This is a genomic window from Ralstonia sp. A12 (genome assembly GCF_000801955.1).
In the GTDB taxonomy this organism is placed as follows: domain Bacteria; phylum Pseudomonadota; class Gammaproteobacteria; order Burkholderiales; family Burkholderiaceae; genus Ralstonia.
The window spans coordinates 147,621-172,298 of sequence record NZ_JSZO01000019.1 but is presented as its reverse complement, the minus strand read 5'-3'; the positions used below and the strand labels follow the sequence as shown (position 1 = coordinate 172,298).

At 63.4% G+C, this 24,678-nt stretch carries 30 protein-coding genes and 1 tRNA gene; 22 read left to right on the top strand and 9 right to left on the bottom strand.

Annotated elements, in window-relative coordinates:
* Positions 1–741, bottom strand: a complete 741-nt coding sequence (locus tag PI87_RS20685; protein WP_442965503.1) for a GntR family transcriptional regulator — start codon at positions 739–741, stop codon at positions 1–3.
* Positions 734–2,074, bottom strand: a complete 1,341-nt coding sequence (locus PI87_RS20680; RefSeq protein ID WP_039599594.1) for a C4-dicarboxylate transporter DctA — start codon at positions 2,072–2,074, stop codon at positions 734–736. Before PI87_RS20680 ends, PI87_RS20685 begins: the two co-directional genes overlap by 8 nt.
* Before the next feature lie 333 nt (positions 2,075–2,407).
* On the opposite strand from PI87_RS20680, the gene alc reads away from it, so the two are divergent.
* The 4 genes from alc (at position 2,408) to PI87_RS20660 (ending at position 5,827) form a co-directional block, all read left to right on the top strand.
* The gene (alc, locus tag PI87_RS20675; protein ID WP_039599593.1) at positions 2,408–3,418 is read left to right on the top strand and encodes an allantoicase; all 1,011 of its coding nucleotides are present in this window, start codon (positions 2,408–2,410) and stop codon (positions 3,416–3,418) included.
* A complete protein-coding gene (locus PI87_RS20670) occupies positions 3,415–3,942 on the top strand; it encodes an ureidoglycolate lyase (protein ID WP_039599592.1) in 528 nt (175 codons plus the stop codon). Before alc ends, PI87_RS20670 begins: the two co-directional genes overlap by 4 nt.
* 95 nt (positions 3,943–4,037) lie before the next feature.
* Positions 4,038–5,324 (top strand): M20/M25/M40 family metallo-hydrolase, encoded by a 1,287-nt coding sequence (locus PI87_RS20665; protein WP_039599591.1) that lies wholly within the window; start codon positions 4,038–4,040, stop codon positions 5,322–5,324.
* 152 nt (positions 5,325–5,476) lie between these two features.
* On the top strand, positions 5,477–5,827 hold the full coding sequence (locus PI87_RS20660; RefSeq protein WP_039599590.1) for an arsenate reductase family protein: 351 nt from the start codon (positions 5,477–5,479) through the stop codon (positions 5,825–5,827).
* A 122-nt stretch (positions 5,828–5,949) separates the two neighbouring features.
* On the opposite strand, the gene PI87_RS20655 is transcribed toward PI87_RS20660, so the two are convergent.
* From PI87_RS20655 to PI87_RS20645, 3 genes are all read right to left on the bottom strand, one after another.
* Positions 5,950–6,213, bottom strand: a complete 264-nt coding sequence (locus PI87_RS20655) for a hypothetical protein (protein WP_039599589.1) — start codon at positions 6,211–6,213, stop codon at positions 5,950–5,952.
* A 274-nt stretch (positions 6,214–6,487) separates the two neighbouring features.
* A complete protein-coding gene (locus PI87_RS20650) occupies positions 6,488–7,204 on the bottom strand; it encodes an exonuclease (protein ID WP_039599588.1) in 717 nt (238 codons plus the stop codon).
* The gene (locus PI87_RS20645) at positions 7,201–7,857 is read right to left on the bottom strand and encodes an MBL fold metallo-hydrolase (RefSeq protein ID WP_039599587.1); all 657 of its coding nucleotides are present in this window, start codon (positions 7,855–7,857) and stop codon (positions 7,201–7,203) included. Before PI87_RS20645 ends, PI87_RS20650 begins: the two co-directional genes overlap by 4 nt.
* A gap of 201 nt (positions 7,858–8,058) precedes the next feature.
* Here PI87_RS20645 and PI87_RS20640 point away from each other — a divergent pair, with 201 nt between their 5' ends.
* The gene (locus PI87_RS20640; RefSeq protein WP_039599586.1) at positions 8,059–8,781 is read left to right on the top strand and encodes a septal ring lytic transglycosylase RlpA family protein; all 723 of its coding nucleotides are present in this window, start codon (positions 8,059–8,061) and stop codon (positions 8,779–8,781) included.
* Here the strand turns inward: PI87_RS20640 and rsmI are convergent.
* Complete coding sequence (gene rsmI, locus PI87_RS20635) at positions 8,778–9,680, bottom strand: 16S rRNA (cytidine(1402)-2'-O)-methyltransferase (protein WP_039599585.1); 903 nt, start codon at positions 9,678–9,680, stop codon at positions 8,778–8,780. The two genes, PI87_RS20640 and rsmI, sit on opposite strands and share 4 nt — an antisense overlap.
* 19 nt (positions 9,681–9,699) lie before the next feature.
* Here rsmI and PI87_RS20630 point away from each other — a divergent pair, with 19 nt between their 5' ends.
* From PI87_RS20630 to PI87_RS20550, 17 genes are all read left to right on the top strand, one after another.
* A complete protein-coding gene (locus PI87_RS20630; protein WP_039599584.1) occupies positions 9,700–10,080 on the top strand; it encodes a YraN family protein in 381 nt (126 codons plus the stop codon).
* A 49-nt stretch (positions 10,081–10,129) separates the two neighbouring features.
* Positions 10,130–10,924 (top strand): BON domain-containing protein, encoded by a 795-nt coding sequence (locus PI87_RS20625; protein WP_039599583.1) that lies wholly within the window; start codon positions 10,130–10,132, stop codon positions 10,922–10,924.
* A 125-nt stretch (positions 10,925–11,049) separates the two neighbouring features.
* Positions 11,050–11,397, top strand: coding sequence for a c-type cytochrome (locus PI87_RS20620; RefSeq protein ID WP_039599625.1), 348 nt, complete (start codon positions 11,050–11,052; stop codon positions 11,395–11,397).
* Complete coding sequence (locus PI87_RS20615; RefSeq protein WP_039599582.1) at positions 11,394–12,686, top strand: NAD(P)/FAD-dependent oxidoreductase; 1,293 nt, start codon at positions 11,394–11,396, stop codon at positions 12,684–12,686. The genes PI87_RS20620 and PI87_RS20615 overlap by 4 nt, the downstream gene beginning before the upstream one ends.
* Before the next feature lie 130 nt (positions 12,687–12,816).
* A complete protein-coding gene (locus tag PI87_RS20610) occupies positions 12,817–13,713 on the top strand; it encodes an EamA family transporter (RefSeq protein WP_039599581.1) in 897 nt (298 codons plus the stop codon).
* 151 nt (positions 13,714–13,864) lie between these two features.
* Entirely contained in the window at positions 13,865–14,212 is a 348-nt protein-coding gene (locus PI87_RS20605; RefSeq protein ID WP_039599580.1) for a c-type cytochrome, read from the top strand.
* Between the two features lie 10 nt (positions 14,213–14,222).
* Positions 14,223–14,693, top strand: coding sequence for a thiosulfate oxidation carrier protein SoxY (gene soxY / locus PI87_RS20600; RefSeq protein WP_039599579.1), 471 nt, complete (start codon positions 14,223–14,225; stop codon positions 14,691–14,693).
* 17 nt (positions 14,694–14,710) lie between these two features.
* On the top strand, positions 14,711–15,022 hold the full coding sequence (gene soxZ / locus PI87_RS20595; protein WP_039599578.1) for a thiosulfate oxidation carrier complex protein SoxZ: 312 nt from the start codon (positions 14,711–14,713) through the stop codon (positions 15,020–15,022).
* A 15-nt stretch (positions 15,023–15,037) separates the two neighbouring features.
* A complete protein-coding gene (locus PI87_RS20590) occupies positions 15,038–15,502 on the top strand; it encodes a DsrE family protein (protein WP_039599577.1) in 465 nt (154 codons plus the stop codon).
* 19 nt (positions 15,503–15,521) lie between these two features.
* A complete protein-coding gene (soxA, locus tag PI87_RS20585) occupies positions 15,522–16,352 on the top strand; it encodes a sulfur oxidation c-type cytochrome SoxA (protein ID WP_039599576.1) in 831 nt (276 codons plus the stop codon).
* Between the two features lie 8 nt (positions 16,353–16,360).
* Entirely contained in the window at positions 16,361–17,005 is a 645-nt protein-coding gene (gene soxX, locus PI87_RS20580; RefSeq protein WP_039599575.1) for a sulfur oxidation c-type cytochrome SoxX, read from the top strand.
* 4 nt (positions 17,006–17,009) lie between these two features.
* On the top strand, positions 17,010–17,519 hold the full coding sequence (locus tag PI87_RS20575; RefSeq protein ID WP_039599574.1) for a TlpA family protein disulfide reductase: 510 nt from the start codon (positions 17,010–17,012) through the stop codon (positions 17,517–17,519).
* Positions 17,516–19,231, top strand: coding sequence for a thiosulfohydrolase SoxB (gene soxB, locus PI87_RS20570; protein ID WP_039599573.1), 1,716 nt, complete (start codon positions 17,516–17,518; stop codon positions 19,229–19,231). The genes PI87_RS20575 and soxB overlap by 4 nt, the downstream gene beginning before the upstream one ends.
* A gap of 46 nt (positions 19,232–19,277) precedes the next feature.
* Positions 19,278–19,353, top strand: a tRNA-Ala gene (locus PI87_RS20565).
* 1,163 nt (positions 19,354–20,516) lie between these two features.
* A complete protein-coding gene (locus PI87_RS20560; protein ID WP_039599572.1) occupies positions 20,517–20,744 on the top strand; it encodes a hypothetical protein in 228 nt (75 codons plus the stop codon).
* A gap of 4 nt (positions 20,745–20,748) precedes the next feature.
* Positions 20,749–21,069 (top strand): helix-turn-helix domain-containing protein, encoded by a 321-nt coding sequence (locus PI87_RS20555; RefSeq protein ID WP_084210037.1) that lies wholly within the window; start codon positions 20,749–20,751, stop codon positions 21,067–21,069.
* Positions 21,066–22,112, top strand: coding sequence for a reverse transcriptase family protein (locus PI87_RS20550; RefSeq protein WP_084210036.1), 1,047 nt, complete (start codon positions 21,066–21,068; stop codon positions 22,110–22,112). The genes PI87_RS20555 and PI87_RS20550 overlap by 4 nt, the downstream gene beginning before the upstream one ends.
* A gap of 9 nt (positions 22,113–22,121) precedes the next feature.
* Here the strand turns inward: PI87_RS20550 and PI87_RS20545 are convergent, their stop codons facing one another.
* The 3 genes from PI87_RS20545 to PI87_RS20535 form a co-directional block, all read right to left on the bottom strand.
* Complete coding sequence (locus PI87_RS20545) at positions 22,122–23,267, bottom strand: hypothetical protein (RefSeq protein WP_157003186.1); 1,146 nt, start codon at positions 23,265–23,267, stop codon at positions 22,122–22,124.
* Positions 23,268–23,286: 19 nt separating this feature from the next.
* Positions 23,287–23,898: a hypothetical protein gene (locus PI87_RS20540; RefSeq protein ID WP_084210035.1), complete on the bottom strand. Its 612-nt coding sequence runs from the start codon at positions 23,896–23,898 to the stop codon at positions 23,287–23,289.
* Positions 23,899–24,107: 209 nt separating this feature from the next.
* Complete coding sequence (locus PI87_RS20535) at positions 24,108–24,677, bottom strand: hypothetical protein (protein ID WP_039599568.1); 570 nt, start codon at positions 24,675–24,677, stop codon at positions 24,108–24,110.
* Position 24,678 lies beyond the last annotated feature (1 nt).

The following is a 24,678-nucleotide window of genomic DNA, read 5'->3' as shown; positions in this document are numbered from 1 at the left end:
TCAGGCGAGGAGGGCGGCAACGAGGTCTGTCGCGCGACCGCCCGGTGATTCGAACTTGAGCGAGGACTCGGTATGCGCCATGTGCTCTTCCATCAGGGCGATGGCGCCGTCCACATCACCGCGTTTGGCGGCTTCCAGAAAGGCGGTGTGCTCGTCGGACGAACGCACGGCGTCGTAGGTGGACTGGTACATCATCGTGATGACCGAGCTGCGGGCGGAGAGCTCGCGCAGCATTTCCTTGAGCACGCTGTTGCCGACCACGTCGGCCATCAACAGGTGGAAGTCGGCCATCAGGCGGTTGCGGCGCGGCACGTCGGCAATGTTGCCGCTGGCGGCCACGTGATGCTCTTCGGCCAGGTGTTTTTCCAGGCGCTTGTAATCGGCGGGCGTGGCTTTCGCGATGAACTCGCGTACCAGCGCCACCTCCAGCACGCGGCGCACGGCAAACACCTCGCGCGCCTCGGTCTCGTCCGGTTTGGCCACGAAGGCGCCGCGGTCCGGCTCCATGCGGATCAGCTTGTCCTTGGCCAGCATCAGCAGCGCCGCGCGAATCTTGGTGCGGCTGACGCCGTAGACCTTCGCCAGCGCTTCTTCGCGCAGCTTGGTGCCGGGCGGCAGCCGATGCGCGACGATCGCCTGGGCGATGTCATCGGCGATGCCTTCGGAGGAGATGTCGGCGGCGGTGGTTTCGGTCATGGTGCCGATTTTACCGCCGTCCGACAGGATGCCGGCTTCAGGCATGCGGCAGGGTGTGCGCTGCGGCGGCCGGTGCGGCATGACCGTGCGCAATCGCCTCGCCTTCTTCGGTGATGTCGATCTTGCCGTCCAGCACCGCGTTGGCACGCACCCGGTCGATGTCCTTCTCCCATGCGGCGATCACGACCGTGGCGACGCAGTTGCCGATCAGGTTGCCCAGCGCGCGGGCAATGCCGATGAACCAGTCGACGGAGAGCACCAGCACCAGGCCAACGGCCGGAATGGCCGGGATGACCGACAGCGTGGCCGCCAGAATCACGATGGCCGAACCCGGAATGCCGTGCGCGCCCTTGGAGGTGATCAGCGCCACACCCAGGATCAGCAGCAGATCCTGCAGCGCCAGCGGCGTGTTGGTCGCCTGGGCGATGAACACGGCCGCCAGCGTCAGGTAGATCGAGAACGCATCGAGGTTGAACGAGTAGCCGGTCGGGATCACCAGCCCCACCACCGAGCGCTTGATGCCCATCTTCTCCAGCTTGTTCATGATGGACGGCAGCACCGCATCGGACGACGCCGTACCCAGCACCACCAGCAGTTCAGCCCGCAGGAAGCGGATCAGCTTGAAGATGTTGAAGCCCGCCAGGCGCAGGATGGTACCCAGCACCACCACCACGAAGATCGCCACCGCCGCGTAGAACAGCAGCACCAGGAAGCCGAGTTGCTTGAGCGAACCCGCACCGTACTTGCCCACGGTAAAGGCCACCGCGCCCAGCACGCCCAGCGGCGCCAGGCGGATGATGACCGCCATCATGCGGAACAGCACATGCGAGAGCTGATCGATGAACGAAACCAGCGGCTTGGTGCGCTCACCCAGCAGCGACAGCGAGCAACCGAACAGGATCGACACCAGCAGCACCTGCAGGATGTCGCCCTTCACAAAGCCGCTGACGAACGTATCCGGGATCAGCTTGAGGAAGAACGCCGCCACCCCCGTGGATTCGACCTGCTTGGCCGTCGTCATGTACGACGCCATGGCCGACGGGTCGAGCGTCTTCGGGTCCACATTCATGCCATGGCCGGGCCCGAACAGGTAGGCCAGCGCAATGCCCAGCGCCAGCGCAATCGTCGTGACCACCTCGAAGTAGATGACGGCCTTGCCGCCCACGCGCCCAACTTTCTTCAGTTCGCCCGCGCCGCAGATGCCCACCACCACCACCGAGAACACGATCGGCGCGATCAGCATCTTGATGAGCTTGAGAAAGCCGTCGCCGAGCGGCTGCAGTTTCTGTGCAAATTCAGGCGCCCAGATGCCCAGCGCGATGCCCACCGCCAGGGCAATCAAAACCTGCCCGAACAACGGGCGCGTAAAGCGTTGCATGGTGAATCCTCCTTTGGATTTCGGGTGTTTCTGGCACTGCGGATCGTCTATTGCGATTGTTGTCAGGCCATTGTTTCGCTCGCTGCGTCGCAACAAATTGTTGTCGAAAATTGTCGAGCGGTCACGGCATCATAGGCGATCCAATTTTTGTATGCAATTTTTGAATTCACATGCTAGCATCGGTTCATGCAGTCCCGCGAACCCTTGTGGTTCCGCCATCTACGCTGCACTTCCGGCGCTCCCATCGCCATAGTTTCGAGTGTTCTTACTCACCGTTTTTGTTCGATGGGCCTGCCGTATAACATCCAGAGACAAACACCAAGGAGTTCCCCCATGGCGCTGCCTACGCTCGATCCGAACGCTCCCGAATTCACCCGCCGCTATCCGAACCTGGCCGACCCGCGCCTGGGTGCCGTGGCCACGTTCGCGACCGACGAATTCTTCGCACCGAAAGACCGCATGCTCAACCCTGAGCCGGCTGTCTTCATCCCCGGCAAGTACGACGACCACGGCAAGTGGATGGACGGCTGGGAAACGCGCCGTCGCCGCAACGGTGGTTACGACCACTGCATCGTCAAGTTGGCCCGCCCGGGCGTCGTGAAGGGCGTCGACATCGACACCAGCCACTTCACCGGCAACTTCCCGCCGGCCGCGTCCATCGAAGCCGCCTATCTGCCGGACGGCGAGCCGACCGATGCCACGCAGTGGACCGAAATCATTCCGTCGACCACCCTGCAGGGCAACAGCCATGCCTACGTGGCCGTGACCAACACGCAAGCCTTCACGCACCTGCGTGTGAACATCTTCCCGGACGGCGGCATCGCGCGTCTGCGCGTGTACGGCCAGCCGCAAGTCGACTGGAAGGGTGCAGACCGGACCAAGCTGTTCGACCTGGCCGCCATGGAAAACGGCGCCTATGTGGTCGAAGCCAACAACGAGCACTTCGGGCCCGCTTCGCGCATGCTGATGCCGGGCCGCGGCGTGAACATGGGCGACGGCTGGGAAACCCGCCGCCGCCGCGAGCCGGGCAACGACTGGTGCGTGATCGCACTGGCCAACCCGGGCCGCATCCGCAAGATCGAAGTCGACACCGCGCACTTCAAGGGCAACTTTGCTGACCGCGTTTCCATCCAGGCCGCGCGCGTGGTGGGCGGTACCGACAGCTCGCTGAAGACGCAAGCGATGTTCTGGCAGACCCTGCTGCCCGAGCAGAAGCTGCAGATGGATCTGCAGCACTACTACGAAGCCGAAATCGCGGACCTGGGTATCGTCACCCACGTGCGCTTCAACATGTTCCCGGACGGCGGCGTGTCGCGCCTGCGTCTGTGGGGAGTTCTGGAATGAGCCAAGACACCGTCGCACGTATTGCACTGACCATCGAGCCGCTCACGCGCGAAGCCTTCGCGCCGTTCGGCGATGTGATCGAGCTGGAAGGCTGCAAGCAGTTCCCCATCAACCAGGGCACGACCATCCGCTTTCATGACCTCGCCAACGTGGACGTAGGTGAGGGCGGCCGCGCGCTGGTCAGCCTGTTCCGTGGTCAGCCGCGTACGCTGCCGTTCGAGGTGAAGATGCTGGAGCGCCACCCGCGTGGTAGCCAGGCCTTCATCCCGCAGAACGACAAGCCGTACCTGGTGGTCGTGGCGCCGGCGGGCGAGCTGGATCCGACCAAGCTGCGCGCCTTCGTGTCGCGCGGCTGGCAGGGCGTGAACTACGCGCGCGGCGTGTGGCACCACCCGCTGCTGGCCCTGGGCGAGGTGAGCGATTTCCTCGTTGTCGATCGCGGTGGCGAAGGTCACAACTGCGACGAGCAGGACTTGCCCGAGTCGGTGTGGTTGACCGCTGAGGCGATGCAAGCCGCCAAGTAAGCTGCCCCTGAATCGGTGACAACACTGAGCCCCCGCACAACGGGGGCTCAGTCACTTTCAAAACCCTTCCAACTAAAACCCGGGAGACCATCGACATGACGCAGGCTCAACTCACCAACCCCGGCAAGGGGTCCGACGTTCAGGCGGACATCCGCGCGTTTGTCGAAGCTGCACACGCGCAGCAGACCGCGTTTCTGCGCGAGCTGGTGAAGGTGCCGTCGGACAACCCGTCCGGCGACTGCGCCCCGCACGCAGCGCGCGCCAAGGCGTTGCTGGAAGCGCTGGGCCTGACGGTCGAAGCGCATGCTGTGCCGGAGGCACAAGTGCATGCTGTCGGCATGATCAGCGCCACCAACCTGATCGTGCGGCACACGTTCGGCAGCGGCGGCCCCACCATCGCCATGAATGCACACGGCGATGTCGTGCCGCCCGGCCTGGGTTGGACGCATGACCCGTATGGCGGTGAGATCGTCGAGACCGAACACGGCCCCACCATGTTTGGCCGTGGTGTGGCGGTCTCCAAGTCAGATTTCGCGACCTACACGTGGGCACTGCTCGCGCTGATCGAAGCTGAGAAGCGCGGTGCCAAGCTCAACGGCACGGTTGAGCTGCACTTCACGTACGACGAAGAAACCGGTGGCGACATCGGCCCGAAGTGGCTGCTCGACCAGGGCCTGAGCAAGCCGGACTACGCCATCTCGGCGGGGTTTGCGTATGGCATCACCTCGGCGCACAACGGCTGCCTGCACGTGCAGGTGACGGTGCGCGGCAAGCAGGCGCACGCCGCCATGCCGCATACCGGCATCGATGCCATCGAAGCGGCCACGCACATCCTGCAGGCAGTGTATGCGTATCGCGCGGAACTGGCGACGCGCAAGTCGGCGGTGTCGGGCATCGACCATGCGACGTTGAACGTCGGCTTGATCCAGGGCGGCATCAACACCAACGTGGTGCCGGATCTGGTGACGTTCCGCATCGACCGTCGGATGATTCCCGAAGAAGCCGGGCGTGATGCGGAAGGTGAACTGCGTGCCGTGATTGAGCGTGCTGCGGCTGAGCGGCCGGGGATTGCGGTGTCGGTTGAGCGCATCTTGCTGGCTGCGCCACTGGCGGAATTGCCGGGTGTGCAGACGCTGATTGGTGCTTTGCGCCGCAATGCGTTGGCGGTGTTTGGTGGCGATGTGCCGGTGCATGGTGTGCCGCTTTATACCGATGCGCGACATTACACGGCGCACGGTGTGCCGACGGTGCTGTATGGCGCGGGCCCACGTACGCTGATGGAAGCGCGTGGGCACAACACGGATGAGAACCTGCGGTTGAATGATCTGCAGGGCGCAACGGTGGTGGTCGGTTGTGCGGTGGCCGAGTTGCTCGGCGCGTGATCCACGAGTCTTGATGGTTGATCGGGGCCGGCTTCTGTCGGCCCTTTCGCTTTTCGGGCTCCAGAAGAAATCCCCCTTAGCGAGAGACGAAATCGGCGATGCCGCCAAGCCAATTAAGATGGCACCTCCAGCAAGCCCAAGCCATCACCACCATGCAGATCTACCACAATCCCCGCTGCTCCAAATCCCGCACCGCGCTTGAGCAAGCCCAAGCCTTCGCAGATAAACAGGGCGAACAACTCGAAGTCATCGAGTACCTGAAAACCCCCGCCACGCTGGCCGATCTCAAAAAGCTCGCATCGCAACTCGACACACCGCTGCGTAGCCTCGTGCGCGAAAACGAAGACGAGTACGCGCAACTGAACCTGGCCAGCGCATCGGACGAAGCCCTGCTGAAGGCCATTGCAGAAACCCCGAAGCTGATGCAGCGCCCGGTGCTCGTGCGCAATGGCAAAGCCACCATCGGCCGCACACCCGAAGCACTGGATGCGTTCCTGAAGTAAATCAGCGCGCCCCAAAAGTTGAACGGCCTGCCGATTTCCATCGGACAGGCCGTTCAGGGGTGGCCGTATCGCCTTGCGCGAGGGCCGGGGCTGCGTCCGTCAAGACGCGCAAGGGCACCGGATCATTCCAGGCCCATCAATCGGGCCATTTCTGACCCGAAACCAATTGCCAGCAGCGCAACCAACACCACTGCCAGCGCCACCGCGGTAGAGACCGCCGTGACTTTCATAACCTCCGCGTCGTCGCTCTCGTCGCCGCGGGCACGATGCAGATGCGTGCGGGCGCTCAGCGGGATTGCCTTGGCGGATACATTGCGATGCCAGTGCAAGCGCTCCGTCATCGCTCGCAAGTGTTGCGTGTCAAACGCGTCACGGGAAAATCGCATCGCGGCACCTCCCGTCGTTAGCTGATAGCCGACGCCGGCACGCACCGGCGTCGGGGGTACGTGCGGCCCGAAAACGATACGACAAGCAAATGGCGTATGCGAGTGGCTTTGCTTGTCGGCGCCGGGTGGCGCAGTCGTCTGGTCGCCTCGCACAAGCCCAGCGTAGACGCGGGTTTGCGGCGCCGCAAGTTGCGTTGCGTCATGGTGAGCGCATCACGCGGGCAAAACGCAAACGGTATGCGGCTCTTCGCGAAATGCGTGATGTGAGCGGCGCTCAATCCTGAGCAGGTTGCTGGGGTAATAGCTCGGTGGCGCGCTCGGCTTCGCGCTTGCGGAGTTCGGCGAGCATGTTGCAGAAGAGGGCGCCTTGCTCCTTCGCATCATCCAGCGCGACATGCGTGTGCGGCAGCGGGTCGTGCCAATGCTCGGGGAAGAGCGCCTTGACGTTGCGCCGATACGGCAGGCCCGTGAGCGCAAAGGCCAACGTCTTGATGTCGAGCGCGGCCCAGCCGAATGGCGAGCGCCCCGCAAAACGCATCATGTACCAGAACATGTACGTGAAATCGAAGCCCGCCGGAAACGCCACGAACACGGGCTTGCCGGGCAGGCTCTCGACCCACTCCACATAGCGCGGCAGGGCCACTTCGGGCGCTTCGAGATTCTTGCGGCAGGCGGCCCAGGCCTCGGGCTGCGTTTGCCACCATTGCATCTGGATCGGATGCCCCTCTGCGCCGGGCAGCGTTTCGAGATTCGCTTCGAACGTGCCAATGAGCGTCTTGTCAGCCAGGTATGCCGCGCTCGCGAAACTCAGCATCGAGTGCGGCCCGGGGATGGGGCCATCGGCTTCGATGTCGGTGCTGACGTAGATCTCGGGCCGCGTGTCGGGCGGCTGGTTGCCGCGTTTGCGACGGGGCTTGTCTGCCGGTGCAGCGGGAGCGGTGTCCGCGAAGGTGTCGTCGCTGTCGTTGGGTTCGCTGGTGTCGTCGCTCATGACGTGCCTTCGTTGGCAAACAGGCGATCGGCGACGTACGGGTTGGTCGCGCGCTCATCGCCAAAGGTGGAGACCGGCCCGTGGCCCGGCACGAAGGTGACGTCGTCGCCCAGCGGCCAGAGCTTGGTGCGGATCGCGTGGATCAGGTCTGCATGGTTGCCGCGCGGGAAATCCGTGCGGCCGATCGAGCCCGCGAACAACACGTCGCCGACGATGGCGACACGGTCTTCCGCGCTGAAGAACACCACGTGGCCCGGCGTGTGGCCAGGGCAGTGGAACACCTGCAGCGTGCGGCCGGCGGCTTCCACGGTGTCGCCATCCTCAAGCCAACGGTCCGGCACGAAGGCCTTGGCGGGCGGAAAGCCGAAGCGCTGGCTTTGCATCGGAAGCTGGTCGATCCAGAAGGCTTCGTCTTTCTGCGGGCCTTCGATGGGCACGCCGAGCTGCGTGCGCAGCGCATCGGCGGCGGCGCAGTGATCGACATGGCCATGCGTGAGCAGGATCTTTTCGATGCGTGCGCCGTGCTGCTGGGCAGCCGCCAGGATGCGTTCGATGTCGCCGCCCGGGTCGGTGACGGCGGCAGCGCCATCGTCGCCAATCAGCAGCGTGCAGTTCTGTTCAAACGGCGTAACGGGGACGACAACGACTTTCATGTGGTTTTTTGCGCACTTTCGCGCGGGAGGTGGACAAGGCAATTGTAACGGCCCAAGCCCGCACCAGCATTGGGCTGGCGGGGCACCCTGTTACATCCGGCGGAAAATATTACAAAGTTCACGCAAGATGCCTGCATGATGTGACCGTTTTAATAGGAAATGTAAATAATCGGGCTGGGCATGCGTGTTAGACTCGCGCCCATGCTCAAGCTTCCCCCCCTGTTCTCCAGCCTTCCGGCCGGCCGCGCGCTGCGTGCCTGGCTGATGCACGGCACCGCGTTGATGGTGCTGGCAGGCTGTGCCGCCGTGCCGGGTGAGCCTCCGCTTAACGCGAGTGCTGGCAAGCCTGCAGCGCCCGCGCTGAAGGTGCCGGATACACGCGACAACCCCGACGCCTGGGGCTCGCTGGCGTTTCGTGGCGTGCCGGATTCGAGCAGCCTGAAGCTCGACGAGAACACCGATTCCACGCCCGGCCTGCGGGCCGACCTCGGCACGTTTGAACAGCGCGGCCTGGCCTCGTGGTACGGCCGCGGCTTCCACGGCCGCCGTACCGCCAGCGGCGAGCGCTTCAACATGAATGCCTTCACGGTGGCGCACCCGTCGCTGCCGCTGCAAAGCTGGGTGCTGGTGCGCAACCTCGCCAACGACCGCGTGGTCGTGGCCAAGGTGACAGACCGTGGTCCGTACTATGGCAAGCGCATCCTCGACATGTCGTATGCCGCGGCCAAGCGGCTGGATTTCGTCAAGCGTGGTTCGACGCAGGTAGAAATCCGCCGCCTGTCGCGCGCAGAAGTCGACGCGCTGCGCCCGGAACTCACGCAGACAGACATCGCCAGCAATGACGGCGACGCCGACGTCGGTGCCGACGAGCCGGCACCGCCGAAGAAAAAGGCGACCAAGCGCCGCGCGAAGGCGCGTCGTTAATCCTTCCCGTCGTTTTTCAATGCCAGCGCGCTTTGATACAGCGCGTCGACCGGCGCACCCGTAATCGCCCCGGCCAGCTTGGCGGCGCGCTTGGCCGGTAGTTCGGCCAGCAGCAGGCGCAGCACCTGGTCTGCGGCCATGGCTGTCGGGGCCGCGTCCTGCGCGCCCGCACCCTCCACCACCAACACGAATTCGCCCTTGCCGTGCGCGGCATCCGCAGCCAGCCAGGCCGGCGCTTCGGCCGCAGGCAGCACGACGATCTGCTCGAACAACTTGGTCAACTCGCGGCCGATGAGGATGCGGCGCGCCGGCAGATGTTCAGCCAGCGCTGCGAGCGTGGCATCGATGCGATGCGGCGCCTCATACAGAACCCAGGCTGGCCCGTGCGAAGCCCATTGGCGGATGGTTGCGTCACGTTGCCCGGCTTTGGGCGGCAGGAAGCCGACGAAGGTGAATTGCCCACCGGACGTGTCGAGCAACTCGCCGGCAGCGGAAAGCGCCGTCACCACCGCACTCGCGCCCGGCAACGGAATCACGCGATGCCCCGCCGCCCGCACCGCCTCGACGATGCGTGCACCGGGGTCCGACACGCCCGGCGTGCCGGCATCGGACACATAGGCGATGCGCTCGCCCTGCGCCAGACGCGCGACGATGCGCACAGCGGCTTCGCGCTCGTTGTGCTCGTGCGCCGCCAGCATCGGCCGCGACAGGCCCAGCCGATTGAGCAGTTGCCCGGTGTTGCGCGTGTCCTCGCAGGCCACCGCGTCGACCATGCCGAGCACATATCGCGCCCGCAGCGACACGTCGGCGGCGTTCCCGATGGGGGTGGCCACCACATATAATGCGCCGGCGGGATAGTGCTGGTCGTGCGCCAGCAGGGTCCAGTCAGGATCACTCACAAGAACTTCTCTCAGTCACTTGGTTCAAACCGCAAAGCCCATCACCGCAGCCACCGGCGAAGCCGGTGAAGACCGCGCGCTGCGTTACTTGCAAGCGCGCGGTTTGTCGGTGGTCACCCGCAATTATCGCTGCAAGGGCGGCGAGATTGATCTGGTGATGCGCGATGCGGCCGGCGCGTTGATCTTCGTGGAGGTGCGCGCCCGCGTGGCGCGGTCCACGCAGCGCTTCGGTGGTGCGGCCGCGAGCGTCACGCCCGCCAAGCAGCGCCGCCTGATCGCCGCGGCGGAAGATTTTCTCGCACGGCAGGCTGACGATGTGCCGGCTTGCCGTTTTGATGTCATCGCCATCGACGGCGCGCGTATCGAATGGATGCGCGATGCGTTTGGCGCTGAAGCATGAACCTCGCTCTTCTCGATCTTCCTCTTTCCGGACTCTCTTCAAGGACAGCATGAAACTCTCGTCGCCTACGTTTGCCCGTGCCAAGCGCATTGTCGTGCTGGCCGCCCTGGCGGGTATCACCGCCACGCAGTTGACCGCCTGCTTCCCGCTGTTTGCTGGTGCCGTGGCCGGCGGCGTGGCGCTGGCCACCGACCGTCGACCGACCGCCACCCAGACCATCGACCGCGGCTTGCAGATGGAAGCCGAGAACACGCTGATCTCGCGCTACGACGGTCGTGCCCACGTCAACGTGACGGTCTACAACCGCAAGGTCCTGCTGACCGGTGAAGCCGGCACCGAGGCGACCAAGCAGGAGATTGGCCAGTACGCGCAGAAGCTGGAGAACGCGCGCGAGGTCGTCAACGAGATCGTGGTGACGCCGGAGTCGAGCACGTTCGGCTCGCGCACCAACGACACGTACATCACCACCAAGGTGAAGAGCGTGCTGGCCGGCACGGAAGGCGTGCCCTGGAACTCCATCAAGGTGACCACCGAAGCCCAGACCGTCTTCCTGCTGGGCGTGGTGACCGAGGCCGAAGGCAACAAAGCCACCGAGGCCGTACGCACCGTGGGCGGCGTCAACAAGGTCGTGAAGGTGTTCGACTACGTGAGCGAAGACGAGCGCAAGCGCCTAGACACGAACGCATCGTCGAGCAATCCGCAGACCGCGCCGGGCACGCCGGCACCGGTGCAGGGCACGCCGACGGCAACGCAAGCACCGGCACCGGTCACGTCGGCGTCGCCGGGCGTGACGGTGTCGCCGACCAACACGCCGGCACTGCCGCCGGGCAAACAACTGCCCTGATGCAAGCCACACACCGCAAAGAACGCAGCCACCGTGCTGCGTTTTTTGTTGCCCGCGCGCACTGCACGGCACATGGCAAGGCGGGCGTGTTAGCGTATGACGCTCCCGTGACTTCGTTGCCCCCCATGCCCGTCGCTCACCGACTTGCCGCCGCCGCTCTACTTGCGGCGCTGTCTTCGGCCTATGCGGCCCAAGCGGCCGATCGCCCGCCCACCAACGCACAAGCCCGCACCTGGGCCGCCTCCTGTGCGAGCTGCCATCACGCTGATACGGCGCCCGGTGCAAAGTCGGCTGCGCAGACGCTGCCCTCTCTGGCCGGCCGCTCGCAGGCTGAGTTGATTGACACGCTGCAGGCGTTCCGCAACGGCACGCGCCCATCCACGGTCATGGGGCAACTCGCCCGCGGCTACGACGATGCGCAGATCACCGCGATTGCCGGCTGGCTGTCACGCCAACCGCAGGAGGCGCCATGAACGAGACCCCACGCAAGGATCGGCGCGCCGTACTGCGCGCGCTTGGGGCGACGGCGTTGGCCGGCCCGCTGGCGGCATGCGCGTCGCTCTCTGGCACGCGCAATGCGCGCGTCGTCGTGGTTGGCGGTGGCTACGGTGGCGCGACGGCGGCGAAGTACGTGCGTGTGTTCTCCGGCAACCACGTCGACGTGACATTGGTCGAGCCGAATGCCGCGTTCGTGTCGTGCCCGCTGTCGAATCTCGTGCTGTCGGGTGACCGTGATTTGGCCTCGATCACCGTGCCATACGACGCACTGGTCGAGCGCCACGGCGTGCGCTGGGTACGCGATCGCGCCGCGGCCATCGACATTGGCGCAAAGCAGGTGCGCCTGGCCGGCGGCGGCACGCTGGAGTACGACCGGCTGATCCTCTCGCCGGGCATCGACTTTGTGCCGGGGGCGATTCCTGGTCTGGCCAACCCTGCGACCGCCGCGCAGGCGCCGCACGCGTGGAAGGCCGGCATGCAGACGCTCGCGCTGCGTCATCGGCTGGAGGCCATGCCCAACGGCGGCACGGTGGCGATCAGCATTCCGCTGGCGCCGTACCGCTGCCCGCCCGCGCCGTACGAGCGTGCCTGCCTGATCGCCAGTTGGCTGCAGCGCGCCAAGCCGGATTCGCGCGTGCTGATTCTCGATGCCAACGACGACGTGACCTCCAAGGGGGCGTTGTTCAAGCGCGTGTGGGCGGAACGTTATCCACAGCACATCGAATACCGCCCGCAATACAACGCGGTCGACATCGATGCCACGGGCCGTGTGCTCAAGTTCGACGTGCAGGACGACGTGCAGGCGGATGTGGTCAACCTCATCCCCCCACAGCGCGCCGGGGCCATTGCCGTGCAGGCTGGGCTGGCAACCGCCAACGGGCGCTGGTGCGAAGTCGATTTCCTGTCGTTCGAGTCGAAGGTGGCGCCGGGCGTACACGTGATCGGCGACGCCATCCAGACTGCGCCGCTGATGCCCAAGTCGGGCCACATGGCCAACCAGCACGGCAAGGTGGTGGCTGCCGCCGTGGTGGCGATGCTGGCCGGCCACGCGCCCGATGCGTCGCCGCTGTATGCCAACACCTGCTACAGCTTCACTACGCCGGACGAGGCGATGCACGTGGCAACCGTGCACCGCTACGACCCGGCCGAACACACCATGGTGACGGTGCAAGGCGCGGGTGGGCTGTCGAACGCCCCCTCCGTGGCGGAGGGCAAACTGGCGCAGGGCTGGAGCCGGGCGATCTGGTCGGACATGCTCGGCTAGGCACGCGGGCGTCGGGAGGCAATTCGGCTGGGCACAAACAATGCGCAAGATTGTGCAAGTCGCGTAGGCGCCCCACGCCTACAGTGCGTCATAGGGCCGCGCGGGCGGCCGTTCGACCATTCCAATCATCATGTCTCCCAAGGATCTGCTGCTGGCCCTGACCGTTGTGCTGGTGTGGGGCGTCAACTTTGTCGTCATCAAGGTGGGCCTGCATGGCGTGCCGCCCATGCTGCTGGGTGCGCTGCGCTTTGCGCTGGTCGCCTTCCCAGCGGTGCTGTTCGTGCCGCGCCCGAAGATTCCGCTCAAGTGGCTGCTCGCTTACGGCGCCACCATCAGCTTGGGGCAGTTCGCTTTCCTGTTCTCGGCCATGTATGTGGGCATGCCGGCGGGGCTGGCCTCGCTGGTGTTGCAGTCGCAGGCGTTCTTTACGCTGACCATCGCGGCGCTGGTGCTGCGTGAGCCGATCCGCTGGTTCCACCTGGCGGGCATGGCGGTGGCGGCGTGCGGGCTGGCGATCATCGGCATGGCAGGCCAGGCGACCACGGGCGTGGCCACCGGCATGACCACCGCCGGTTTCCTCCTGACGCTGTGCGCTGCGTTCTCGTGGGCCAGCGGCAACATCGTCACCAAGCGCATCGGCAAGGTCAACGTGGTGGGCCTGGTGATCTGGGGCGCGGTGATCCCGCCCGTTCCGTTCCTGCTGCTGTCGTACTGGATGGAGGGGCCGGAGCAGATCGTCCACAGCCTGACGAACATCGGCTGGTCGAGCATTGGCGCGATCGTCTACCTGTCTTTCGGTGCCACCATCTTCGGCTACAGCCTCTGGAGCCGCCTGCTGGGCCGATACGCGGCCAGCCAGGTCGCGCCGCTCACGCTGCTGGTGCCGGTGGTGGGGTTGATCTCGGCCGCTGTGCTGCTGGATGAGCGGCTGGTGCCGGCGCAGTGGCTGGGCGGCGCGGTGGTGATGGGCGGCTTGCTGCTCAACGTATTCGGCGGGCGGCTGGCGGCACGGCGGGCGATGGCCTGAGCGTCGATCCGACCATCGCACAAGCGCCCGGGGCCGGCTGGTTCCGGGCGTTTTGCTTTTGGGGCGACGTAGGTTTTGGCCCACTTCGGGCACAATATCGGGTCCATCCGCCCGTACACGCATGCGGGCCGCCCCATCCATTGGAGACCACATGAAGTTCGCCCCCACGCTCGCCGCTGCTGCGGCGCTGGCCGGCTTGGCGCTGTCTGCTGCGCCTGCACAGGCTACCGTTGATGCCGCCCGCGCTCAGGCCATCACCAGCCAGAACGCCTGCATGAGCTGCCACGCTGTCGACCGCAAGCTGATCGGCCCGGCCTTCAAGGATGTCGCCGCCAAGTACAAGGGCGATGCCGGCGCGCAGGCCAAGCTCGTCATGAAGGTGCGCAACGGCGGCGCGGGCAACTGGGGGGTGATCCCGATGCCGGCCAACCCGAAGATCAGCCAAGAGGATCTGAAGATTGTGATCGACTGGGTGCTCGCGGGCGCCCCGGCCAAGTGAGGAACGGGCGATGAATGATTCGATCAATCTGAGCCGTCGCGACGTACTGCGTGCGGGCGCCATGATGGCGCTGCTGGTGTCTGCCGGCCTCGCCACCCCGGCGCAGGCTGCGGAGTGGAACAAGGCCGCCTTCGCCGTCAAGGGCGTGAACGACGTGCTCAAGCAACTGGGCGGCGGCGCTGTCGAGAAGGGCGGCGCAGGCATCCAGCTGACCGCCCCGGACATCGCCGAGAACGGCGCCGTGGTGCCGCTGGTGGTGACCAGCACGCTGCCGGGCACGGACCTGATCGCCATCCTGGTGGAAAAGAACCCGAACACGCTGGCCGCCACGTTTGCCATTCCTGCCGGTACCGATCCGTTTGTCAGCACGCGCGTGAAGATGGGCGAGACCTCGATGGTCTACGCCGCCGTGCGCGCCAACGGCAAGTGGGTGCTCGCGAGCAAGGAAGTGAAGGTCACCCTCGGTGGCTGCGGCGGTTAAGGAACAAGGAGCACACCATGGCAGACCCGATGCGCATCCGCGCAATGGAAAACGGCGGCACGACCGACGTGAAGATCCTGATGAAGCACGATATGGAAACCGGGCAGCGCAAGGATGCGTCCGGCAAGGTCGTGCCCGCCTGGCACATCACCAACGTGACGGTGCAGCACAACGGCAAGACGGTGCTCGACGCGCAGTTCGGCCCGGCGGTGTCGAAGGATCCGTTCCTCAACGTCAAGTTCAAGGGCGGCACCAAGGGCGACAAGGTGACGGTCACCTGGGTCGACAACCACGGCGACAAGCGCACCGACGAAACCGCAATTCAGTAACACCAGGAGGCCGAGATGCGACGCAGCTTTTTTCGTGTAACCGCCGCGCTGGCGGCACTGGGCGTGGCCGGCAAGGCCGCCGCACAAACCGCGCCGCCGACTGGTCGTGCTGGTGGCGCTGGTGCCCGCTACAAGGTGGTGTACCAACTGAGCGAAGGCCTCGACCAGGCCATGCGCGCGATCGGCAACCTGCGCAACCATCTCAACGGTGCACCCGGCACGCGCATCGTGGTGGTGGCGCTGGGGCACGGTATCGAATTCCTCGTCGAAGGGGCCAAGGACGCACAGGGCCGCACGTTTGATGCGCCTGTGGCCGCGCTGGCCAGCATGGGCGTGGAGTTTCGCGTGTGCCACAATTCGCTGATGGCCTTCAAGGTGCCGGAAGACAAGCTGCTGCTCGAAGCCAAGGTCGTGCCCGCCGGTGTGGTGGAGATCACCCGCTTGCAGCAGGAAGAAGGTTTCGCCTATATCAAACCGTAGGCGACCCGCGGAGGGGACCGTGAAACGCACACAACGAATCGTCGCGCTGGCAGCGGCACTGCTTGCCGGCAGCGCCCTGGTGGCCAATGCGCAAGACGCCAAGGACCAGAAGGACAGCACCGCCGCCGGCATCGCGCAGTACCGCGAGATGCTGGCCGACGGCAACCCGGCCGAGCTTTGGGAAGCCGCCGGCGAAGAACTCTGGAAGAAGCCCGCTGGCCCGAAGCAGGCCTCGCTCGAAGCGTGTGACCTGGGCCTGGGCCCTGGCGTGGTGAAGGGCGCGTACGCCAAGCTGCCGCGCTTCTTCAAGGACACCGGCCGCGTGATGGACGCCGAACAGCGCCTCATGTACTGCCGCATGACGCTGCAGGGGTTGACGAAGGAAGAGGCTTCGGCCCGTCCGTTCTCGTCGCCGGGCAAGCCGTCGGACATCGAACGGCTGATGGCGTACATCACATCGGAATCGCGCGGCACGGCTATCGACATTCCGCTCGCCCATCCGGAAGAAAAGCGCGTATACGAACTCGGCCGCCGCATGTTCTTCTACCGTGGCGGCGCATACGACTTTGCCTGCGCCACGTGCCACGCCCAACCGGGTCAGCGCATCCGCCTGCAAGAGTTGCCTGATCTGCTGACGGCCGATGGTGCGCGCTTTGCGTATTCGACATGGCCGGGCTATCGCGTCTCGCAAGGCGAGGTGCGCACCATGCAGCACCGTCTGTACGACTGCCTGCGCCAGCAACGCTTTCCGGAACCGCTCTACGGCAGCGAGGTGATCACCGCGCTCGAGCTGTTCCTCGCCCGCAACGCCAACGGCGGCAAGATGGACGCGCCGTCGATCAAACGCTGAGGCCCGCCATGCTTCGAACAACCCTCATCGCTTTGATGTTCGCTGCCGGCATCGCGCACGCTGCGGACGTGGCCAAGGGTGTCACCCCGCCCAAGCCCGACGCGAAGGCCGACGCCGCACTCACCAAGGTCATCCACGAGAGCTTCGTCTCCAAGGGCCCGGCCACCGTGGAAGGCGTGACCGAGCGCGACGACGTGCAGAAGACCTGCAGCCAGTACGCCGACCGCAACGCCGTGCCCGCCGCCGTCGCCAAGAAGCTGGAAGACGCGCAACTCAAGACCATCCATTACCCGGCTGACAACAAGTGGCTGGGCGACTGGAAGGAAGGCGAGAAGACCGCGCAGAGCGGCCGCGGCATGCAGTTCTCCGACCCGGCCGGCACGGTGAACGGTGCCAACTGCTATGCGTGCCATCGCCTGTCGAAGGACGAGGTGTCGTACGGCACGATTGGCCCGTCGCTGTACCAGTACGGCAAGCTGCGCGGTGACTCGGAAGCGATCCTGCGCTACACGTGGGGCAAGATCTACAACTCCAACGCGTACGCCGCGTGCTCCAACATGCCGCGTTTCGGGCACAAGGGCATCCTGAGCGAACAGCAGATCCGCGATGTGATGGCGCTGTTGTTTGACCCGGCCTCGCCAGTGAATCAATAACGCCATGCATATGATTCGACGGCTCCTGATGTGGGCGGCAGCGGCGATGGTGTTTGCCGCTGGCACCGCGCAGGCCGTCGAAGTGGGCGATGTGGTGACGATGCCCGAGGTGCAATTGCTCGACGGCACGCGCGTGCCGGGCAATGCGTGGCGCGGGCATCCGGTCATCATCGCCACCTGGGCATCGTGGTGCCCGTTCTGCGCGCTGCAGAACCCGCGCCTGCAGAAGCTCTATGACGCCACGCGCGGCACCGACCTGCGCATCCTTACCATCAGCATCGACGCCAACCCGCAGCTCGCGAAGGATTACGTCGCCAAGCGCAACTTCACCTTTCCGGTGACGATGGAAACCGACGCACTGTGCGCCGCCACCGGCCCACGCAAGGGTTTGCCGGAGTTGCTGGTGCTCGACGCCAACGGCCGCGTCGTGCGCAAGGAAGTCGGCGAGATGCTGGAAGACGACGTTGCAGATCTCGCCCAGTACGCCCACCCGGCGCACAACCACAAACAATGAACCGCCGCGAATTCGTTCAAGCCCTGGCGATTGCCGCAGCCGCCGGCCTGCGCCTGACCGACGCCCACGCAGATACGGTGGCCTACGACGTGCCCCGCTTCGGCAACGTCCACCTGCTGCACTTCACCGACTGCCACGCGCAATTGCTGCCCATCGAATACCGCGAGCCCAGCGTCAACCTGGGCGTGGCGCAATGGGCCGGGCAACCGCCGCATCTGGTGGGCCATGCGCTGCTCAAGCGCTACGGCATCGCGCCGGGCTCGCGTGCCGCACACGCTTTTACCTCGCTCGACTTCACGGAAGCCGCGCGCCGCTACGGCCGCATGGGCGGCTTCGCGCATCTGGCCACGCTCATCCAGCGCCTGCGTGCCACGCGCCCGAATGCGCTGCTGCTCGATGGTGGCGACACGTGGCAGGGCTCGGCCACCGCGCTGTGGACCGACGGCCAGGACATGGTCGACGCGGCCCTCGCACTTGGCGTGGATGTCATGACCCCGCACTGGGAAATGACCTACGGTGCCGACCGCGTGCGCCACGTGGTCGATCACGATTTCAAGAACAAGGTCGCCTTCGTTGCGCAGAACATCCAGACCGCCGACTTTGGCGACCCGGTGTTCGATCCGTACGTGCTGCGCGAGCTGAACGGCGTGCCGGTCGCCATCATCGGCCAGGCGTTCCCGTACACGCCGATCGCGCACCCGGCGGACTTCACGCCCGACTGGACCTTCGGCATCCAGGAAGAGCGGTTGCAGAAGATGATTGACGAGGCGCGCGGCAAGGGCGCCAAGGTGGTTGTCTTGCTGTCGCATAACGGCATGGATGTGGACCTGAAGCTCGCCTCGCGCGTGCGCGGGTTGGATGCCATCCTCGGCGGCCACACGCATGACGCGGTGCCGGCGCCGGTCAAGGTCAGCAACCCGGGCGGCGTGACGCTCGTGACCAACGCGGGCGCCAATGGCAAGTTTGTCGGCGTGCTCGATCTGGATGTGCGTGGCGGCACCGTGCGCGACATCCGCTACACGCTGCTGCCCGTGTTTGCCGATCTGCTGCCGCCCGATCCGGCCATGACTGCGCTCATCGAGCGCGTGCGTGCGCCGTACCAGGACAAGCTCGGCGAGACGCTCGCCACGAACCGCGGCCTGCTGTACCGGCGCGGCAATTTCAACGGTACGTTCGACCAGCTCATCATCGACGGCCTGATGCAGGCGCAGGGCGCGGAGATCGCCTTCTCGCCCGGCTTCCGCTGGGGCACCACGCTGCTGCCCGGCGAGGCCGTCACGATGGAAGCACTGATGGCCCAGACCGCCATCACGTACCCGGCCACCACGCTCACCGAGATGACCGGCGCCACCATCAAGACCGTGCTCGAAGACGTGGCGGACAACCTGTTCAATCCCGACCCGTATTACCAGCAGGGCGGCGACATGGTACGCACCGGCGGTCTGCACTACACCATCGACCCGATGAAACCGATGGGCCAGCGCATCACCGATATGCGCCTGGGTGACAAGCCCATCGACGCCGACCGCCGCTACAAGGTGGCTGGCTGGGCCGCGGTGTCGCCCGAAGCGCGCAAGGCCGGTGGCCGCCCCGTGTGGGACGTGCTGGCCGACTGGCTGCGCGACCAGCGCGAAGTGACCGCGCGGCCGCTGAATACACCGCGCATTGTCGGCATGGAAGGTAACGCCGGCATGGAGACAGGGGCGGGTTGACCCGCGATTGAAGGCACGCTGGAAATTCGAGTAGACTGATTTTTACGGGCCGATAGCTCAGCTGGGAGAGCGCCGCGTTCGCAATGCGGAGGTCGGGAGTTCGATCCTCCTTCGGTCCACCAACTCAATGGCAAAGTTTGCCAAGCGATGAGACAGGGACGATATTTTTGCAGCAGATGCAAGGATATGCTTCTCTGACAAAGTGCAGCCTTATGCTTCAACAACGAAGCCGACCATGTGTCGGCTTTGTTGTTTCTTGGCTAGGCCGCCCGATATGCTCTAATGCGCCGCGCAGGCGGAACTGCGCCGACTACCTTGGCCACATGGTCAAACGGTGAGATCATCGTCCAAAGGTTCGCTCCTTCGTCGAGCCCAGAATTTTCATCTTCTTCATGCTTGGCGCAGGTCGGCTTCAAGGCGGCAACGTCGCGCAGCGTTTTGCCAATTGTTCCCACCGCGAGGATTGAGCTATGAAGACGCCCGCCCACGCTCCCCTTAGAGACACAAAGCAATTCGAGTCGCCAGAAGCGCTTCGCTCGCGGTTAGCGATGTTTGCCATCGCGACGCGTGACGAGGCTTTGCGACGCGGCAAGATAGAAGAGCCGGTTTCCTGCGGGCCCGTGTTGGTCGGGCCACGCGTCCGCTTGACGGACACGGCCTAGAATCAGGCGCCAGACGCCCCAGGCCTCGCTTGACTACGGCGGTCCTCTTGCAAGTCGGGGCCCTGGTGCGTAGCGAACAATACTGCGGGATTCACTGATTCACTCATTTAGCCCACCCAGCCCCGAAAAAGTCGGCCAATCCACCTGAGCCGCGCCTGTCGCCCTGTCCACGACACTTGGCCGCGCCTCATTGCGTGAGGAAGGCTCTTCAGAGTACGTGAATTTGCCTGAATGGCAAAAAAATTGCCAAATCTCCGTGCCTGTGATTCAATACCCCCAGGGCAAGCGTTTCGCTTGCGTGTTCTTTAAGAATTCTCTCCAGTTCGTCTAAGACAGGACCGTTTCACGCTGGCGCAAGCCGGCGCTAGATGGACCAACATCTGGCTATTACGTGGGCGCGGGCGACCGTACCTACGCAGCGAGGCGTCGACCTTCTGTGGTATCGCGGGCAGCGACTAGCGACCAGCAGCTCTCATGAGCAGTTGGTATCAGTCGGGAGCCATCGAGAGCGGAAGGGCGGCAAAACCTCTTTCGTCGGTGGTGGGTCTTGAGGTGTTGAGCAACTCCTTTCCGGTCATTGCTCTTGGGCGGCAGGCATGGTGCCTGAAACGGAGATTTGCAAAATGCAAAACTTGAAGAACCAGATCCAGGAACTCGAGGAGCTCTTGGATTTGAATCACGGTCAGCTCAACACCGAAGTGCGTGCAGCTATGAAACTCAAGATCGCCGAGCTCAAAAGGCAGGCAGATCAGGCAGACGCCGCGAATCAGCGGCGAATTGCGGCGGAGGCCTTGCGGCTTTTGTCGTCACTGCTGAGCGTGATCACAAATGTGATGACGCTTTTGAAATAAGTGGATGCGACGCACGCAAGGCCCACACTTTTGTATTGATCTTATGAATATCGGAAAAACCCTAAAGCTGTGCCGCTCAGCGAAAGATCTCTCTTTGGAGACGGTCGCTGCGCGCGCGGGTATTTCCACGTCTTATCTCTCTCGCTTGGAGAACGACAAGCGGGAGCCCACCTTGACGTTGATAAGTAAGGTTGCTGAGGCGCTGGAAGTCCCAGTCCCTGTCATTGTCTTCCTTGCCTCTGATGACAAAGAGCTGAAGGGTATGGACAAGAAGACCGAGCAGCGATTTTCTGAACTGGCGCTCGAACTGATCCGGCACAAATGAACGCACCAAGGTATCGACATCACCGCGTTCAATCGATCGAATCACTACGGCACCCGCTGGGCATGGGGCCGAGTGAGCTGCTTGCCCTGGCGAAGAGAGCCTCTCACCTGTACCGGATTGCCAAGACCGTTCCTAAGGATGATGGGACATTGCGTGTTCTGTACGATACCCGCGAACCCCTCAAAGCGGTCTTAGGCCGTATCAACGAGCACTTTCTTCGACGAGTCATTTATCCAGACTACTTGACTGGTGGAGTGCCGCGCAAAGACTACACGGACAGCGTGAAAATTCACGTCGGCGCTAAGTCTGTGATCAAAGAGGACATCTCCAAGTTCTATCCGAGTGTGAGTTTTGATGTGGTGCGAGAGATCTGGTCTGGCTTCTTTGGCTTTGCAGACGAGGTTTCCGACCTTTTGACAATGCTCACCACCCGGGATGGATACCTTGAACAGGGTGCCCCCACGAGCGGCTATCTGGCAAATTTGGCACTATGGGATATCGAGTCACAACTCATTGCGCAAATTGCGTCGGCTGGCGCGACGCGCTATTCCCGTCACGTGGATGACATCACCATTTCCAGCCCGGAACACCTTAGCACCTCGCGCGTCGACTGGATTGTCAGGATGGTTGCCGGAGCCTTAGCAAGTAAGGGGCTTCGCGTAAATGCTAGCAAGCATGAAGTCATGCAGGCGGGCGGACAAATCAAGATTCTCAAGCTCGTTGGCAATGCGAAACCCTCTCTGCCACCGAAAGAGCGATCAAGGGTCCGGGCGTTGGTGCACACGTTTTGCCTGCGGGTCGAATCGGGGGAGTCGCCCGAAGAGCTGGCGCTGCTCTTACCTCGTGTGAGAGGGCAAGCCCACAAAGTCAAAAGATTTCACCGGCGTGCCGGGGAGCGGCTGGTAGAGCAAGTCAACCAAGCCGCCCAACTGCTAAAAAATCAGACGGCCGAGGCCCAGCCAGTCAAGCAACCGACACCTAATCTAGTTTTCGACGAGGCAATTGCTGGCCAACAGCCTCCAGAGAGCGACCCACCCTGGTAAGGGGCTGCGCTAAAGGGTCGTAAGCGTGGCGAGGATCTCGCTGTAGCTGCCAGCCTTGCCGACATGCTCCACCAGTTCCGCGAAAACTGCGTTCTTTCCTTTTGCCCGACGAACGCTCTCCAAGGTGCGCTTGTCCACGTAGGTGACATCCGCATAAGGTGCTAGGCAGAGTAAATGAACATCATTGAGCTCGCTGCCTTTGCGCTCCGGTTGATCATGTGCGTAAAGCCGCATGCATTCCTGGATCACGGTGACCGGAAGGCGGTTTTGCGTCACCGTTCGCTTGAGTTCTTGTAAAGGTAGTCCCGACGTCTTCGCCACAATCGCTAAGCGCTTGTGAAACGTAAGGAGATTCGTCGCCTCTGCGAGGGTGATGGAAGGGTCGATATCTTCGAGATCCATGCCAGCATTTACTAGGGTCTGAATGGCCGGCGACGGACTGTTCCGCCTATTGATTGCCTGACCGCCGCGGACGATTTCTGAGATGAACGTATCTGCCACCGTCGCTGGATCCGAGATCCGCCTGTCGCCGCGCGTAGCGATCTCCTTAGTCAAATTGCCTCGAAGCAACTGAAGCATGCGAGCTGCTTCGTCACTATGGCGGAGAGGCTTGTCCATCCAGTCCGCAACCCGTGTGCCGTCGACATCCATCGCACGCCACCGCGAGATTGCAGTGATCTCTCGTGCTTTCTGTTGTTGTGCCACCAAGGTCGAGCGAAGAAGCCGCCAGTCCCGGAACACCTCAGGAATTGCTTCTGTGCCCGGCCCCATGGCGAGCAAACTATCACGCGCAAGCTCGCGAACCTCGAGTGCATCAGTTCCGGCGTGCCTATGGGCTGCCACAACCTCCGCCTGCAACACGTCTACAACGGATCCGGGACCAGCTCTTGAATCCTGTGCTTGGATCCATGCCATCAGAGGCCAGCTTCGAAGGTAGCGAAGCCGTGCTTCAACCAACTTGTCATTTTGATGTTGCAGCAGCTCTTCCACATGGTGCCAACAAAGCAGCGGCAGCCATGCGTGTTCTACAAGGCTGTGAATGAATTCCTCAGCAGCACGGCGCTGCTCACGGTTGGGCGATATCGAATCTGCCGCAAGTCCAACAATGTGGGACGTGTCGAGAACTACTAGGCGTGGGAGAGTTAGAGTAGTCACAAGGGAGGAGCTGTATTGTTCAGCCGGATTGCGTCGCACCCTCCGTGCACACTGAGTCTGGTATCGGAGAGCTCACTAACCCGGCGGCTGAGAGCGTGAGTTGATGAGCACTAAGGCTTTGCTCAATTGCGCGACGTGCCCAATGACGGTTCCTCACCTCCGCAAATTCGGCAAGCGTAACCATTGCAGACAAAGCGGTCAGCCCGCCCATGATGGCAGCCCCTTTGAAATTGTTAGCGAGCAAAGCTACGACGATGATGATGAAACCGAGCACGGTCATCGCTATCGGTGCTATGAGTTGGCGAGCAGACCCCGGTTCAGGTGGTACGAAGGTACTCTCCGCGCTGAAGCCAGTAGACTCGTTGAAGTCTAGGTATTGCCTCCCGGCAGCGACATTCCTCGCTAGCCGTAGTGCTTCTTGGTGTCGAGCGATATAGCGCAACTCGGCAAGTGTGAAATCCGAACCGTACGCGGAAAACATGCGGCCGGCGTCTGCCAATGTCGGTGTGTCGGCGTTGATCTCCGCCCAAGCTTTTGCCACAGCTTCCGGATTCCGTACGCAGTGCTCACGTACTACCCATGACAAAAAGCCGCCTAAGAGTGATGCGATACCGCCAGATTGACTAATCATTCTGAATGCCCATCTTGTTGTCGCCTACGAGGGTGCTTCCACAATGAGCTACTGTGCACCGCGCTCGCAGATCACGCGCAACCACCTGAGACCTGTCGCAATGATGCTCATACGTCAAGCACACGGTAGGTTCACGTATGTCAGTAGCGATTCTGGAGTATGCGTGCGCGAAGGAGTTTATCGGAACGGCGTCTCGCAGCTAACGGCTGTTACTCGCTAGGCATCTGCGGACTACCTGTCGGAAGTCCGCTGTTCTCAGTAGCTTGTGGTCGCCTCAATGTCTCGAGCATTGCGTGAAGCTCGAGCCATAGATGTCCAGGATTGGTGTAAGGCAAAATGCCAAACAGATTTGGAAGTCCAAGTGCCATCAGGGAAACATAGCCGTCGCCAAGCTGAAGATCATGAATTTGATGATCAGCGGTTTCGTACTGCACCGGCTTTGCTCGATGCCCATCCTCTAGCTTAAAGGCGAGAACAACTGGGATACCGCGTGAGCAAGCGAGTTGCAGTTCGATGCCTAGCCCTGTGGAGGGGAAACTCGCTTCGGCCACGATGACATCTGCCCACTCGACCATATCTTTGTCCCACAAGTAGCAGAGACGAGCTCGATCCGCGAATGGTTTTTCGGCGAGCTGCGGATCGCTATCTTTCAGCGCGTAGCGTACTTGGGCATGGAGGTGAGTGGTCAGCAGGCTTGCAAGACCCTCCACCAGACCGACGTAGCTCGAAAACTCATCTCTTGGGACGTGAGTAAGTCCACAGGCGATATAGATGTTCATT

Bases quoted from the DNA above. Each gene is read 5' to 3' on its own strand.
- PI87_RS20555 (WP_084210037.1), top strand. From the start codon at position 20,749: ATGCGACGCACGCAAGGCCCACACTTTTGTATTGATCTTATGAATATC.
- PI87_RS20560 (WP_039599572.1), top strand. From the start codon at position 20,517: ATGCAAAACTTGAAGAACCAGATCCAGGAACTCGAGGAGCTCTTGGAT.
- PI87_RS20670 (WP_039599592.1), top strand. From the start codon at position 3,415: ATGAGCCAAGACACCGTCGCACGTATTGCACTGACCATCGAGCCGCTC.
- PI87_RS20605 (WP_039599580.1), top strand. From the start codon at position 13,865: ATGAAGTTCGCCCCCACGCTCGCCGCTGCTGCGGCGCTGGCCGGCTTG.
- PI87_RS20540 (WP_084210035.1), bottom strand. From the start codon at position 23,898: ATGATTAGTCAATCTGGCGGTATCGCATCACTCTTAGGCGGCTTTTTG.
- soxX (WP_039599575.1), top strand. From the start codon at position 16,361: ATGCTTCGAACAACCCTCATCGCTTTGATGTTCGCTGCCGGCATCGCG.
- PI87_RS20650 (WP_039599588.1), bottom strand. From the start codon at position 7,204: ATGAGCGACGACACCAGCGAACCCAACGACAGCGACGACACCTTCGCG.
- soxZ (WP_039599578.1), top strand. From the start codon at position 14,711: ATGGCAGACCCGATGCGCATCCGCGCAATGGAAAACGGCGGCACGACC.
- PI87_RS20685 (WP_442965503.1), bottom strand. From the start codon at position 741: ATGCCTGAAGCCGGCATCCTGTCGGACGGCGGTAAAATCGGCACCATG.
- soxY (WP_039599579.1), top strand. From the start codon at position 14,223: ATGAATGATTCGATCAATCTGAGCCGTCGCGACGTACTGCGTGCGGGC.
- PI87_RS20615 (WP_039599582.1), top strand. From the start codon at position 11,394: ATGAACGAGACCCCACGCAAGGATCGGCGCGCCGTACTGCGCGCGCTT.
- PI87_RS20575 (WP_039599574.1), top strand. From the start codon at position 17,010: ATGCATATGATTCGACGGCTCCTGATGTGGGCGGCAGCGGCGATGGTG.
- PI87_RS20640 (WP_039599586.1), top strand. From the start codon at position 8,059: ATGCTCAAGCTTCCCCCCCTGTTCTCCAGCCTTCCGGCCGGCCGCGCG.
- PI87_RS20610 (WP_039599581.1), top strand. From the start codon at position 12,817: ATGTCTCCCAAGGATCTGCTGCTGGCCCTGACCGTTGTGCTGGTGTGG.
- PI87_RS20645 (WP_039599587.1), bottom strand. From the start codon at position 7,857: ATGAAAGTCGTTGTCGTCCCCGTTACGCCGTTTGAACAGAACTGCACG.
- PI87_RS20535 (WP_039599568.1), bottom strand. From the start codon at position 24,677: ATGAACATCTATATCGCCTGTGGACTTACTCACGTCCCAAGAGATGAG.
- PI87_RS20655 (WP_039599589.1), bottom strand. From the start codon at position 6,213: ATGCGATTTTCCCGTGACGCGTTTGACACGCAACACTTGCGAGCGATG.
- PI87_RS20660 (WP_039599590.1), top strand. From the start codon at position 5,477: ATGCAGATCTACCACAATCCCCGCTGCTCCAAATCCCGCACCGCGCTT.
- PI87_RS20680 (WP_039599594.1), bottom strand. From the start codon at position 2,074: ATGCAACGCTTTACGCGCCCGTTGTTCGGGCAGGTTTTGATTGCCCTG.
- PI87_RS20625 (WP_039599583.1), top strand. From the start codon at position 10,130: ATGAAACTCTCGTCGCCTACGTTTGCCCGTGCCAAGCGCATTGTCGTG.
- PI87_RS20620 (WP_039599625.1), top strand. From the start codon at position 11,050: ATGCCCGTCGCTCACCGACTTGCCGCCGCCGCTCTACTTGCGGCGCTG.
- PI87_RS20550 (WP_084210036.1), top strand. From the start codon at position 21,066: ATGAACGCACCAAGGTATCGACATCACCGCGTTCAATCGATCGAATCA.
- PI87_RS20665 (WP_039599591.1), top strand. From the start codon at position 4,038: ATGACGCAGGCTCAACTCACCAACCCCGGCAAGGGGTCCGACGTTCAG.
- alc (WP_039599593.1), top strand. From the start codon at position 2,408: ATGGCGCTGCCTACGCTCGATCCGAACGCTCCCGAATTCACCCGCCGC.
- PI87_RS20590 (WP_039599577.1), top strand. From the start codon at position 15,038: ATGCGACGCAGCTTTTTTCGTGTAACCGCCGCGCTGGCGGCACTGGGC.
- soxB (WP_039599573.1), top strand. From the start codon at position 17,516: ATGAACCGCCGCGAATTCGTTCAAGCCCTGGCGATTGCCGCAGCCGCC.